At 54.7% G+C, this 13,050-nt stretch carries 12 protein-coding genes; 3 read left to right on the top strand and 9 right to left on the bottom strand.

Features of this window, described 5'->3' with window-relative positions; genetic code table 11:
* On the bottom strand, positions 1 to 221 hold a 221-nt coding region (locus FE784_RS39610), incomplete at its 3' end, for a hypothetical protein (protein WP_176706859.1).
* A gap of 140 nt (positions 222 to 361) precedes the next feature.
* Between FE784_RS39610 and FE784_RS39615 the strand changes: the two genes are divergently transcribed.
* Positions 362 to 1,183, top strand: a complete 822-nt coding sequence (locus FE784_RS39615; RefSeq protein ID WP_176706860.1) for an AraC family transcriptional regulator — start codon at positions 362 to 364, stop codon at positions 1,181 to 1,183.
* Positions 1,184 to 1,756: 573 nt separating this feature from the next.
* Here the strand turns inward: FE784_RS39615 and lplA are convergent.
* The 6 genes from lplA to FE784_RS39645 form a co-directional block, all read right to left on the bottom strand.
* Positions 1,757 to 2,746, bottom strand: a complete 990-nt coding sequence (gene lplA / locus FE784_RS39620) for a lipoate--protein ligase (protein ID WP_139607814.1) — start codon at positions 2,744 to 2,746, stop codon at positions 1,757 to 1,759.
* Positions 2,747 to 3,444: 698 nt separating this feature from the next.
* On the bottom strand, positions 3,445 to 4,809 hold the full coding sequence (locus tag FE784_RS39625) for an alpha-L-fucosidase (RefSeq protein ID WP_139607815.1): 1,365 nt from the start codon (positions 4,807 to 4,809) through the stop codon (positions 3,445 to 3,447).
* Between the two features lie 91 nt (positions 4,810 to 4,900).
* Positions 4,901 to 5,188, bottom strand: coding sequence for a hypothetical protein (locus FE784_RS39630; protein WP_139607816.1), 288 nt, complete (start codon positions 5,186 to 5,188; stop codon positions 4,901 to 4,903).
* Positions 5,189 to 5,195: 7 nt separating this feature from the next.
* The gene (locus tag FE784_RS39635) at positions 5,196 to 6,551 is read right to left on the bottom strand and encodes an ABC transporter substrate-binding protein (protein ID WP_139607817.1); all 1,356 of its coding nucleotides are present in this window, start codon (positions 6,549 to 6,551) and stop codon (positions 5,196 to 5,198) included.
* A gap of 156 nt (positions 6,552 to 6,707) precedes the next feature.
* Complete coding sequence (locus tag FE784_RS39640; protein ID WP_139607818.1) at positions 6,708 to 7,577, bottom strand: helix-turn-helix domain-containing protein; 870 nt, start codon at positions 7,575 to 7,577, stop codon at positions 6,708 to 6,710.
* A 107-nt stretch (positions 7,578 to 7,684) separates the two neighbouring features.
* A complete protein-coding gene (locus tag FE784_RS39645; RefSeq protein WP_176706861.1) occupies positions 7,685 to 8,626 on the bottom strand; it encodes an AraC family transcriptional regulator in 942 nt (313 codons plus the stop codon).
* A gap of 124 nt (positions 8,627 to 8,750) precedes the next feature.
* Between FE784_RS39645 and FE784_RS39650 the strand changes: the two genes are divergently transcribed.
* The gene (locus tag FE784_RS39650) at positions 8,751 to 9,812 is read left to right on the top strand and encodes a Gfo/Idh/MocA family protein (protein ID WP_176706862.1); all 1,062 of its coding nucleotides are present in this window, start codon (positions 8,751 to 8,753) and stop codon (positions 9,810 to 9,812) included.
* Positions 9,799 to 11,133 (top strand): ABC transporter substrate-binding protein, encoded by a 1,335-nt coding sequence (locus FE784_RS39655; RefSeq protein ID WP_176706863.1) that lies wholly within the window; start codon positions 9,799 to 9,801, stop codon positions 11,131 to 11,133. The genes FE784_RS39650 and FE784_RS39655 overlap by 14 nt, the downstream gene beginning before the upstream one ends.
* A 342-nt stretch (positions 11,134 to 11,475) precedes the next feature.
* Here FE784_RS39655 and FE784_RS39660 read toward each other — a convergent pair whose 3' ends face one another.
* Positions 11,476 to 11,991 carry a GrpB family protein gene (locus FE784_RS39660; protein WP_139607822.1) on the bottom strand — a complete coding sequence of 172 codons (516 nt, stop codon included), beginning with the start codon at positions 11,989 to 11,991 and terminating at the stop codon, positions 11,476 to 11,478.
* A gap of 274 nt (positions 11,992 to 12,265) precedes the next feature.
* Complete coding sequence (locus tag FE784_RS39665) at positions 12,266 to 12,844, bottom strand: TMEM175 family protein (RefSeq protein ID WP_139607823.1); 579 nt, start codon at positions 12,842 to 12,844, stop codon at positions 12,266 to 12,268.
* Positions 12,845 to 13,050 lie beyond the last annotated feature (206 nt).

Raw genomic sequence — 13,050 nt, forward strand, 5'->3', positions numbered from 1 at the left:
ACCTCTTCTCTCCCAACCTCTTCTCTCCCAACCTCTTCTCTTCCAACCTCTCCTCTCCCTACCTCTTCTCTCCTAACCTCCTCTCTCCTAACCTCCTCTCTCCTAACCTCCTCTCTCCTAACTTCTTCTCTCGTAGTCGCGTCTCCCATCTTTCGCTCGACCTTTCTCCGTTCCTTCACCGTCCGACTTGCCATCAGCCCGCTACATTCTCTTTGCGCCAATTTCGCTCTCCCCTTTGGTTGAAATCGCTGTCGTCATGCTGCAATCGATTACTATCTCCATTAATAGCACATCTGTTTTTCCGGAAACATGAAGTATATAATATGGGCATGAACAAAATTGCTAACTTGGAGTGAAACGATTGCCGCCTACCGGACAAAGATCGCAGGTCAGAGTAACGTACGCGGATTACGCTTACCATTACGAGCCGTATCGGAGCCGCAAAAGGCGCAGCGGCGGCTACCATATCAGACTGCAGGTGGAAGGGCAATGCCGGCTTTGGATAAACGGTGAGCGGCTGACGGTATTGCCCGGGGATTTGACCTTTACCCAGCCGGGCGACACCGTGCAGGTGCAGTTCGACGCGGAGCCGGACGCCAAGAGCAAGCGTCAGCTGATCAGCGGCAACTATTATTTATCGTGCGGAGGAGTATGGCTGGAGCAATGGTGGAGGCAATCCGAACGGGCGACGGTCGTCAATATTCCGTTGCACCAAAATGTCCTTTCGATTTTTCAAGCGATCGTCCTCGAGCACCGATTGACGAAAATCGGCAGCGGGGATAATGCAACCGCTTACTTGCTAAGGGCGCTCTGCCTCATTCTGGACCGCATGGCGACGGAGAGCTCGACGGGCAAAGAGAACGAGCTGCTGCAAATTGCGCAGCGGATGAAGCATTATATAGCCGAGCGCGCGACGCTTCCGCTGCGCGTAGACGAAGTGGCCAAGCATGCGGGACTGAGTCCTTCCCGCGCCGCGCATTTGTTCAAATCCGTCTTCAACCAGACGATCATGGAGTACGCGATCGAGGTCCGGCTGTCGATTGCCAGCGACAGAATGAAATTTACGACGATGACGCTGGACAAAATCGCCGAGACGTCAGGCTTCGGCAGCTACACGTACTTTCACCGGGTATTCAGGGCCAAGTACGGCATCTCACCAACCCAGTACAGGCAAAAAAAGTAATGCTGCCCTGACCGGCCTGACGCTCGGCACCGACTTGGTTCGCGGAACATGAATTCGCAGAAGGAGACAAAGGATAGCGTTCTTTTGCACCTCTTATTCCGCTGAAAAAACGGCTTTATGGAAAAATCGGGCGGACGATTGCAGCCGCAATTGGGCTGCTTTCCCGTCTCACTTAGGCACATGTATTGGAGATAATGGTATCAAAAAGCTCTTATTTTCGACTATCTGCGCAAAACGGATGGAATGCGAGGCACAACCATCCGTTATTTCGTCCCGCCGCAACGACTGGAACCTGCCGTCGCATACGGCGCATATGCCGGCCCACATTGAAAACCCCCGTTGCATGCAACGAGGGATTTGTTTTTGCTTCAATTTTTTTTTTTAGTTTTTCCCGCTTACTTTTAGTTTCTTACTCCTGCTCCTGCTCCTGCTCCTGCTCCTGCTCCTGCTCCTGCTCCTGCTCCTGCTCTTGCTCTTGCTCCTCTAGCCTTTGCTTCTCACACTCCGGTCCAGCTCTTACCCTCAACGTTTCTCTTTCCAACAGTCCCCTTTGCGTTCCCCGACAAACTCGCCCTAAAACATCAGCTCGAGCCATTGCTCCTTCGTAATCCTGCCGAAGTAATAGGTCAAATCGACGTCCTCCAGCCGTTCCCGTACGGCCGCCTCGTCATACTTGACGCCGACAAGCTTGGACGCGAGCTCTCCCGCCTCGCCGACTCCGAAGAAGTCGCCGTATACGGTAGCGTCGGATATTTTGCCGCCCTCGACGTTCAGCCGGACGTCGAACGTGCCGACGCCTTCCAGCCGCTTCGTCTTCCGGACATTGAAGGACGGCGATTTGCCGTAGTTCCAGTCCCAGCTCCGGTAACGCTCGTCGGCCAGCCTGCGGACGGCTTCCCAATCCGCTTCGGACAGCTTGTACTCGGGTACGTCCGTTCCGCCGAAGATCGATTCCAGCAGCTTGCTCTTGAATTGCCCGATCCCGATCGGCTCCGATAAAAACTCGGAAATGTTCGCCACCCGGCTGCGGATCGATTTGACTCCCTTCGACTGGATTTTCTCGAGATTGACGTTCAGCGCCGATACGACATTTTCGATCTCCGAATCGAACATCAGCGTGCCGTGGCTGAACATGCGGTTTTTCGCGGAATACTGCGCGTTGCCGGATATTTTGCGCTCGCCGACCTGAATATCGTTGCGTCCGGTCAGCTCCGCATTAACGCCCAGCTTGTGCAGCGCCTGTACGACCGGCTCCGTAAATTTGCGGTAATTGTGAAAAGACTTGCCGTCGTCGTTCGTAATGAAGCTGAAGTTGAGGTTGCCGAGATCGTGGTATACCGCGCCTCCGCCGGACAGACGGCGAACGACATGGATACCGTGTTCCTTCACGTAGGCGGCGTTGATTTCCTCCACCGTATTTTGGTTTTTGCCGATAATGATCGACGGCTCGTTGATGTAGAACAACAAATAATCCTCATCCGAGGGAAACTTGATCAGCGCATATTCCTCCAACGCCAAATTGAGCGTCGGATCGGTTATGCCGCGGTTGTCGATGAACAGCATGGCGTCGTCTCCTTGTTCCGTTCGTTTCGGTTATCGGACCGTCTAGGACGGTCGTCATTACCAATATACCTCAACGATATGCGACGTTCCACTTCGCCCCGGCACGAGCCGACCGGAACACTCTCCGCTTGACCGGATAGGTGCGATACCGACCGGCAGCCCGGAATACGGGCATTCGGTTCATGAACGGCGGTAAACGTCCCGCTAAGGCTAACGAGCTTAACGAAAGCCTGGCCCTTTGCAAAACAACTGGATAATATGAGGCTGTTGAAAAAGTCTGCAAAGAGGAAGCTCCGAAGACAAGAGGTGGGGGAATGCGCTCCACATCCGTTAAAATCGTGTTGTTTTTAAGATTCTAGCGGTTACAACACGATTTTAAAGTCAACCGCTTCGCTTTCTGCACCTTTCCCCCACCTCTTTTTGTATGACAATTCTCTCTTTTTGACTTTTTCAACAAATGGATAATATACAGTTAAATTAAGAAAAGGAGCGAAATTCGCCAAAATAACTGGAAAACATGAAGGTAAATCGCCACGAGACCGCTAAATGGCCGAAAACGAGCGGAAACAGCTGTACTTTTTCCAGTTAATAGTGGAAACAAGATAGCTTCCGAATAAATAAATACATGTTTTACAGTTAATCCCGCACGTTCAGCAGACTTCGATACTACTGCGCGCGCATAGCACCGCTCTGTTCGATTATGGAATGGCACCGCCCGCGTACACGGACGTGCCGCGCGTCCTCGCCCAGTCGGCGATTCGGCCGGGGTCGCCGGCCCACAGCCGCTGCTTGCCCCACGCATTCGTCTCGGGCTTGCCCTCGCATTCCACCTTGATAACCGGGAACAGCCGGGTAGGCCGCTCCGACGGCAAGCCGCGAATGAGCAGATCGTCGCCCTGTCGCTCGAACGCCAGCGGCTGTCCTGTCGTCAGCAAAGTGACGCTGCGCACCGGAGACGTCATATCGGCCAGTCGCAGCTCCGGTCGGCCGTCCCAGAAGCGGATAATCAAATAAAGGCAATTCCCTTTCATCGTCTGACGGCCGCGCGTGACGAAGTCGGTCAAAGCTCCGCCGTCCGTGCCGTACACGGCTTCCCCGTGCACGTCCAGCCAACGGCCGACCTCGAGCGCGCGCTCCGCGAATTCGGGGGGAAGCTGTCCGTCGGGCTGCGGCCCTACATTCAGCAGCAAATTGCCTCCCCCGCCTCCGCCCGTCTCCGCGCACTCGCACAGCATGTCGAGCCAAACATCGGCCGGTCGCCAACGTTCGCCGTTTGCATATCCCCACAGACGCCATGTCGTCACTTGACACGATTCCCACAGCCGGTCCGGATCGGCAACGATCCGATGCTCGGGCGTGCCGAAGTCGCCCATGTCGGCTCTCTCCCCGGCGCCTTGTCCGCCGTCCGCATGGCCCGCTTGCCCGGGTCCGGCAGCTCCGAGCCGGTTATTGATCAGGATATGCGGCTGCAGCCTGCGCATCTTTTCCAGCAGCTCGGTGCTGCCCAGATCGGCATAGGTGCGCGGCCACGCCCCGTCAAAAAAAAAGTGGTCGATCGGCCCGTAGTTCGTCAATAGCTCCTCGACCTGACCGTGCATGTAACGGCGCATCGCCTCCCAGCCGTCCGGGTCCTTGTCCGGACCGTCGAAAAACGCCGGAATACGCCAGTCGGTCCATGAGTAGTACAAGCCGATGCGCAGCCCTTCCGCGCGGAACGCCTCCGCGAACTCCTTCACATAGTCCCGGCGAGGCGCCTGCCGGCCGCTGGAGTAGTCGGTATACTTCGTATCCCACATGCAATATCCGTCGTGATGCCGGGTCGTGAAGCAGGCGTATTTCATGCCCGCCTTCCTTATGACGTACGCCCACTGCTGCGGATCGAACCGCTGCGGATTCCACCTGCACGCCCGCTCCTCGTATTCCCTCTGATCCATATGCTCCCTGAACAGCGACTGCTCGCCCCGGCCGTATTCGGCATAAGGCCCCCAATGGATAAACGCGCCGTACCGGCCCTCCGTGAACCACTTCCAATAGTCCGGAACGGACCGTCTGTTCGAACCCATCTGCATATTCCGCCTTTCGAGCCGGCCATTGGACCGGCTTTGCCTCCCGGCAAAGCTCGCGGCCCAAGTCCGGTCCTGATCTTCATCCGATTTATCCCGCTCTCTGTCCGCTCTGTCCGCTCTGTCCACTCTGTCCACTCTGTCCGCTCTGTCCGCTCTTTCCGCTCTGTCCGCTCTTTCCGCTCTGTCCGCTCTTTCCGCTTTTTCCGCTCTGTCCGCTCTGTCCGCTCTGTCCGCTCTTTCCGCTCTGTCCGCTCTGTCCGCTCTGTCCGCTCTGCCGCTCTGTCCGCTCTGTCCGCTCTGCCGCTCTTTCCGCTCTGTCCGCTCTGTCCGCTCTTTCCGCTTTGTCCGCTCTGTCCTGCTCGTCCGTATTCCGCACGCTCGATCTATTTTTTCTGCTCTTCCTGAATGGCTTTGTTCGCCGCTTCCTGAGCTTCCCTTAGCGCCGTGTTCACATCCTTCTGCCCTTTTCCGACCGCCTGAATGGCAGTGCCGAAAAACGGCTTCTGCGATACCGATTCCAGCAGCGGGTCCACGATCGGCAGCGGCGTAATTTTGTTGTAGAACACCGATGATACGCGGATGTTTTCCATGCCGGCCAGCTCTTTGCCGAACTGATCCTTGGCGCTCTGCAAATGGATCGCGGGGGCGAAGCCGATTCGGCTGTTCGCCGTCTCCACCTCGTCGGAGACGAGAAATTTCAATATTTCGAACGCCTCCTCCTTATGCTTGCTCGTCCCCGTCAAGGCGAGCGCCGCCCCCACGCTTGCGCTTCCCTGGCCTTTCGCGTCGGGCCAAGTCGGCAGCGAGACGATGTTGAAGTTCAAGCCCTCCTTGCGGGCCTCGAGAAAAGGCTGGAAATAAGCCGCCCAAGGCAGCATCGCCACATTTTTGTCCTTCATGAAGCCGCTGCGGTCAGCCCCGATCGCTTTATCGGCCGGGTAGTTTCCGGGAAACTGGTACGCCTGCTGCAAAAATTCGAGAATCGTCTTCCATTTCGGATTCGTCGTAAAAGCCGCCTGGTTGGTTTTCGCGTCATAGGCCGCGATGCCGTACTCCTCCTGAAAATGATTGTACAAGCCCGGGTCAAAGCCCCTGTACTGGATTCCATCCATCCGGGTAAGCGTTTTACCCAGCTCGAGAACTTCAGGCCAAGTCATCCCGTCCTTCGGGTAGCCGACGCCGAACTTGTCGAAAATGTCTTTGTTGTAAAACATCGCAGCCGGTCCGGATTGCCACGGAAGCGCATACATTTCGCCTTTTGCGCCTTGGCTTTTCACGTTCTCGAGCAGGGCCGCGTCGAACCGCAGCAGATCGAACTTGTTCTTTTTGATCAACTCGGTCAAATCGTATTCCACGCCCAGCTTCTTGATCGTCTGGACGGCGGCGGCGTTCGGCAGCCAGATCAGATCCGGCATCGTTCCGGCCGTGACGAGCTCGGTCATGCTGTCCTGCAGCGACTTTTTGCTCGGGTCCATAAACTCGATCGTCACGTTCGGGTACTTCTGCTTGATTCGGTTCCCCACTTCTTGGTCGAAAATCGCCTTGCCGGGATTCGCCCAAAACCGCAGCGTCACCAGCCTGCTCATATCGACGCCCGCCGTCTCCGCCGGTTTGGCCCCGCCTTCGCCCGACGTTCCCTCGACGGCATCTCCGCCGTTGCCTCCGCCGCAGCCGGCCCCCGTCACGGCGAGCGCAATCAATGCCGCCATAGCACCCGATTTTTGGTATAGCGCTTTCATTCCGTTTCCCCCTTCATATCGCTTTCTCTATAAAGGTAGCGCATCTGCGACACAATTCAAACGGGCCAGACCGACTTGCCATAGCACGATGTCGACTTCCACTCGCTTTTGCCTAAAGTCCGATGTGACCCATACGCCTCCTTATTCGCCCGAATTCTAAACGTAGCCCCTGCCCGATACGCGATACCGGATCGGAGTCGTGCCCGTCAGTTCCTTGAATAACCGGACAAAGTAGTTGACGTCGCGAATGCCTATCCTTTCGCCGATGTCGGCCAGCGGAAGATCGGTCCGGTGCAGCAGCGCTTTCGCTTCCTCGATGCGGAGGTGCTGGACGTATTTGGCAGGCGTCATACCCGTGTATTTTTTGAAGCAGCGCGATATGTAGTCGTAATCGAAATGAAGCTCCCGCTCCATATGCTTTGCACTGAAGGGCTCCCGCATCGTCAGCTTCAAATAATCGATCGCCTTCTCGGAAATCGCCCTGGTTTGCGGGGCGAGCTGGCGGCACACGGAATATTGCAGGAGGGAGAAAATCTGGATCGTCAGGAGATGGATCTCGAGCGAATGCTCCAGCGTGAGCAGTTGCTGCAGCTCGACCAGCCGCTCCAGCAGCGATTCATACAGCTTGAAATCGGTTTGGGCGTGCTTCGGCAATATCATTACATGGCTCGGGGGCTTCACGTCCAGGCTCGTCCCCTGTTGCAGCACGGTCTTCCACGGAATGTCGCGGTTGTCGACGACACGCGCCCGGGGACTATGGACAAAATGAAACCAAAATATTTCGGTCTGCTCCCCTGAAGCTTTATGTCCGTAGTGCATCAAACCCGGCTCCAGTACGAGTACTTCCCCGGACCTCACTTCGTACGGGACGCCGTCCTCGGTCATGTACAGCGTCCCCGACTTGACGAAAACAACATCGTATAAGTCGAAGCGTCTCTCGAAATGCTTCGTCTCCGGCGGCCAGACCGTGTGTCCGGCCATGACGAGCTGAGGCAGCGCAGGAATGGGCAGCTCCAGACATTTCATCGATATCACCTCGTGTTAGTTGTCGGGTATTGCGGATCGCCAGACCGATTTCCTTCCTTCAACTTGCGCAATACCGGTACTTGCAAAATCCGCCCACGCGCAACCTGTTACCTCCCGTTATCGACCGAGTCGTGCGGCTTGCCGCGTATCCGCTCCGCGCGGGCGGTGATCGAGCGGGCATAGTCGGAAGGCGTCATGTCCATAATGCGTTTAAACTGCTTGGAGAAATAGTGGAGGCTGCTGTAGCCGAGCCGCTCGGCGATTTCCGAGACGGTCGCCGCTTCTTCGCGGATGAGCCGTTTCGCCTGTTCGATTTTCAGCCGGTTGAAATATTCCATCACGCCGATGCCGTGCTTCTCCCGGAATAGCGCTTTCATACGCGTGCGGCTGATCGCAAACTCCTCGCACAGCTGATCGAATTTGAAGCTGCGCGCCAGATTGTTTTGCAAATAGCCGATTACGGACGAGACGAATTCGTCCCCATGCTGCTCGACGGATACGGAAGACAGCCTGGCTGCGTCCTTGCCCGGCGCCCCTTTGCGGATCAGCTCGATGAGCAGTATTTCCAAATAGTTGCGGATCAACTGGTCTCCGCCGAATGCGGCTCCGTCCCGCTTGCTCGGACATCCGGCCAAATGGGGGGAGTTGATAGGCGGATCGAACGCCTGCAGCCCTTCCTGGACGATGCGGGACAGCAGCAGCCGCTCATTCTCGTGCAGACGGAACGACTTGTCCTCGAAAAAAGCCATGCACGGCGCGGTGCATTCGAACGAGAGGATAATCAGATTGGGTGCGGTGCTGTTAAGCGCCTTTCCCCCGTGAAACAGGTTCGGCTTGTAGAAAATCATGTCCCCTTGCGCCAAGTGGTGCCGTCCCGAATCCGTAAACACTTCCAGCTCTCCGTTGTCGACGTAGACGAATTCCCAGAAGTCGTGCTTCTCCCCGCTCGTATAAAACTGCCGGGACATCTCCCTGTAATAAAACGTAACCAATTTGCGAATCGCGAGCTCTTCTCCGAGAACGTATCTCGGACGATCCGAACTTTCCATCACTATCGCCCCCCGACCAAAATGGCAAAAGGTTGGACCCAGGCCGCAAAGCCATGCAGCCGATATGCCCTTATTATATTTCATAGGTTGGCATATTGAAATATGGAGAGAAAGGGTGGTCGACATGGAAATGATCCGTATCGGATTAATAGGCTGCGGCGGAATGGGAGGAGGCGGACACGCCAGCGGTCTGCTGGCGCTAGGCGACCGGGTGAAGGTTACGGCCGTTTGCGACATCGATCCCGCCCGCGCGCAGGCGGCTGCGGAGCGGATAGGCGCACAAGTTGCGGTAACCGATTACAGGAAGCTGTGGGAGCATGTCGATGCGGTGCTGCTCGCTCTGCCTCACGATTTGCATTGCGAGATCGGCCTGGCCTGTCTCGAGGCGGGCAAGCACGTGCTTATGGAGAAGCCGCTCTGCAATACCGAGGAGGAGTGCCTCCGGCTGATCGAGAAAGCCGAGAGCAAGCGGCTCGTGCTGATGACCGCATATCCGGTCCGCTTCTGGCCGATCGTCCAAGAGATGAAACGTTTGATCGACGCCAAGACGTACGGGGAAGCTTTTCATATGTCGATCTGGACCGAGCAGTTCACGCAGTTTCCTCCGGGGCATTGGACCGGTTCGGCGGATCAACTGGGAGGAGGCCAGCTGTTCAGCCACGGCTGCCACTACATCGATCTGATGCTCTGGTTTCTCGGCCGGCCGGTCAAAGGCTTCCATATGGGCACGAATTTCGGCACCCCCTGGATGGAGCGCGAGGGCACGAGCGATCTGGCGATCGAATTCGAGAACGGAGCCGTCGGCTATCATTTCGGCACGTGGGGCGCGCGCGGAACGCGGCTCGGCTACAGCATCCATATCCACTGCACCGAGGGCATGCTGGAGTACAATCGGGCGGAGGGCAAGCTGTATCTGCACTCCAATATCGCGGCGGAGAAAGCCGATCTCGATACGTCGTCGAAGACGCGCGTGCTGATGGAAGACAACCATCCCGGCAAGAAGACGCAGTATGAGACGGAGCATTTCCTCGAATGCATCCGGACGGGCAAGCGGCCGTTGACCGACGGTCCTGGCAGCCTGCAAGGCCTTCGGGTCATTTGGCGGCTATACGAAGCGGAACGCGACGGCAAAGCGGCCGATTTGCGAGGACTCGGATTGGAGGAATATGCTTATGCCGATGCTTAATCGAGGCTTGCTCGGACTGTCCGGTCTCGCCGCGGCCATGGTGCTGCTCGCGGGCTGCTCGGGCGGCAAGGCGGAACAATCCCCGGCCGCCGCCGATCCGGGCGGCGCTGCGGAGAAGAAAAACGCCGAGCCCGTCGAGCTCGTCTTTCACACGAACTCGGGAGGCGCCGTAGAAGGCTTCAACAAAACGTTCGGGGACCGGATCAGCGCCAAGTTTCCCGACTACAAAATCTCCTACGTCCAGAGCAAGCAGGGCAGCACCCTTGCGGAGCTTATGGCGCAAGGCAAGCAGGTCGATATCCTGTATCAGACCGACGCCTACTATTTTGAGCTGGCGGACAGCGCCAAGCTGCAATACGACATGACCGAGCTTGTCAAAAAGCGCGGAATCAACCTCAACGCCATCGAGCCGCAGGTGCTCGAAAGCTTGCGGCAATCGGGCGGCGGCAAATTGTATGCGCTGCCGATCAGCAACTTGACGCAGGTGATGTATTACAACAAAGGCATATTCGATAAATTCGGCGTCCCTTATCCGAAGGACGGCATGACTTGGGATGAGACGCTCGAGCTCGCCAAGAAGCTGGACCGGGAGGAACAGGGCCAGCAATATTTCGGCTTCGCCGCCTCGCCCGCGCATATATTGGGCAACAACCAGTTGTCCATTCCTTATGTGGACGTCCAAACCGAGAAGCCGACGTTTCTGAACGACGGCTGGAGAAGGCTGATCGACACGTATATCGTCCGTCCCGCGCAAGGTCAGGGCTACCAGAAATATATCGCCGAGAAGAAGCGGCTTCCGTACCGGCTGGAATTTACCGATACGCCGCAAATCGCCATGTTCGTGTTCAACTCCAACTTCCCGTTCTCGATCCCGAATATCGATGCGATCGACTGGGATCTTGTCTCTCTGCCTACGTTCGCGGATAAGCCGAAGATCGGGTCGCAATCGATGCCCGTCGTATTCGGCATTACTTCCACCTCCAAGCAGAAGGATGCCGCCATGGAGGTCATCCAATTTCTAGTTTCTGAAGAGACGCAAATATCCGAGTCGAAAAAAGGCATCATGCCCGTCTCCACGACCGACGCGGCCCGCAAAGCGTTCGCCCAGGACACGCCGTTCAAAAACAAAAACTGGAACGCCCTCTACTACAACCAGATCGCCCCCGGCGTACCCAAGAGCAATTACCAGCTGACCGTGGAGAAATCGTTCACCTCGTTCGTCCAGCAAATCGTCGAAGGGAAAAAGGACGTAAACACGGCGCTGCGCGAGGCGCAGGAGCAGGCGGAGAAAATTATCGCGGACGCCAAGCAGAAGAAATAACGGCACCCGCGGTCGACCGTCGTCATGCAACGCCACGCCGCACAGTGCGAAATGCACGGACCCTCGTCTAATGGGACGGGGGTTCCTTTGCGTTTATGACGCAGCCCATCCGCCATTCCGACTTTAGCTCCCGGAACTTAACTGCCGTTCCGGGTTCTGATCTTTTACTGAAACCCGACCGTAACCATGTTTGTTCAACTATACTCCCGTTACTTTAAAACCAAAAAAGAAGCTGCTACGAAGCAGGCTCCCTCCACTATCGTACCCTTTAGCTCAACGCTTTTTGTTCAATATTATCTCCACATTTGAGCAATTACCTTAGAAGCATTGTTTTGTCTGCCCCTATCCAATACTTTTCTTAGCTTGATCGAGTAATTTGGATACATAATCGGCTTTTTCGTCCGAATAAGACAGCAGTGTAGTATATCCTTTTTTGATGGCGTCGAGTTTTCTTTCACAATATTGCTTGGCTACATGCGGGTTTTCTCGCAAGTAATTTCTTATGAGAAGATTATTTACCCATTGCTCGCCATTCCAAATGACGACAGCAAGATTATAGGCATGTTCTTGGCGTTTTCGAAAATACAATCTTCCCTTTACACCAGTTTCTCCGAACCCTTCATAACCAAGTTGTGTTAGTTTATTAGTTACGGAATTGCTCAACTCAAGCGTTTTCACGCCTATCAAAACATCAATAATTGGTTTTGCAAACATCCCGTGTACCGAGGTACTGCCGAAATGCTGTATGTCGATAGCATCGTCTCCGAAAGCTTTAAGAAGATTTATTTTTTCGTTTTGAAATAAGGCAATCCACTTTTCATCATAAGGAATTACACTAATAATCTCATCAATTCCCATCTCAAATATCACTCCCTCTACTTGGTGTAGTTTTTAGTAGCAATGTTTAAAGTTGTTGAATGGAATTACCGTAACTGACATATAGAAATTACGATATCATCTCAAATTGCAATTCGTTTGTCAAACGTTTTCAAATGATCAATGGTATTATAACTATCCTGCCTCGTTAGTTGAAAAAACGGCAGCCATTTGACCGGCTGCCGTTCTTTGCGTTTCATTGAGCTATCGTACTCCATTAGCGCAATCATCTGGTAATTAGAGCATTCCGTTCAATTTAATGGCTTCGTAAGGCATGCTCGATTCGCTTATCCGGTAAAAACCAGATCAAGGCAACAAGTACGAAAAAGAAGCCGGATATCCAGGGACTCACATAAGCGGTCAAGACCGCGAGCAAGTAGAGCAAGGGAGATAATTTCCCCTTCAAGTCTTTGCCCATCGCCAGAACAAATGAGGAATCGTTGGAATGCTGGTTTATGATCGCGCGCTGAAGCAGCCAGTATGAAAGCGCCGCGAGTAGTAAAACAATACCGTACAGCGCCGTTGGTGTTGCTGCAAAATGGCTTTCACCCATCCAGGCAGTCGTGAACGGCACAAGGGATAACCAGAAGAGAAGCAGCAAGTTAAGCCACATTAGCCGCCCGTTCATCGTTCGAACCATGTGAAGCAGATGGTGGTGATTGTTCCAATAGATCCCAATATATACAAAACTGAAGATGTAGCTTAAAATTTTGGGGCCGAGTTCAATCAATGCATACCAGTCATGGCCTTCCGGCACTTTAAATTCCAGCACCATGATCGTGATGATGATCGCCAGCACGCCATCGCTGAACGCTTCCATCCGATTCGCTTTCAAGTACTTCACCTTTCCTCTCCTCGCGCTTTTTAACCTATTGATCAAGCTTTTATCGTATGCATGAAGGCCATCGAAGTGTTCTAGTTTAACGTTTGAACGCGTTTTTGTTGTTGATTACTGACCGTTACTTATACAAACGAAAAGGGAGCTATCATGAAGTTCTCCACTATCGTTCCTCGTTAGCGTAACAAAATACTGCCGATTGC

The organism is Paenibacillus hemerocallicola (genome assembly GCF_006265175.1).
Lineage (GTDB): Bacteria > Bacillota > Bacilli > Paenibacillales > NBRC-103111 > Paenibacillus_AB > Paenibacillus_AB hemerocallicola.

Bases quoted from the DNA above. Each gene is read 5' to 3' on its own strand.
- FE784_RS39660 (WP_139607822.1), bottom strand. From the start codon at position 11,991: ATGGGAATTGATGAGATTATTAGTGTAATTCCTTATGATGAAAAGTGG.
- FE784_RS39655 (WP_176706863.1), top strand. From the start codon at position 9,799: ATGCCGATGCTTAATCGAGGCTTGCTCGGACTGTCCGGTCTCGCCGCG.
- FE784_RS39645 (WP_176706861.1), bottom strand. From the start codon at position 8,626: ATGGAAAGTTCGGATCGTCCGAGATACGTTCTCGGAGAAGAGCTCGCG.
- FE784_RS39640 (WP_139607818.1), bottom strand. From the start codon at position 7,577: ATGAAATGTCTGGAGCTGCCCATTCCTGCGCTGCCTCAGCTCGTCATG.
- FE784_RS39650 (WP_176706862.1), top strand. From the start codon at position 8,751: ATGGAAATGATCCGTATCGGATTAATAGGCTGCGGCGGAATGGGAGGA.
- FE784_RS39635 (WP_139607817.1), bottom strand. From the start codon at position 6,551: ATGAAAGCGCTATACCAAAAATCGGGTGCTATGGCGGCATTGATTGCG.
- FE784_RS39625 (WP_139607815.1), bottom strand. From the start codon at position 4,809: ATGGGTTCGAACAGACGGTCCGTTCCGGACTATTGGAAGTGGTTCACG.
- lplA (WP_139607814.1), bottom strand. From the start codon at position 2,746: ATGCTGTTCATCGACAACCGCGGCATAACCGATCCGACGCTCAATTTG.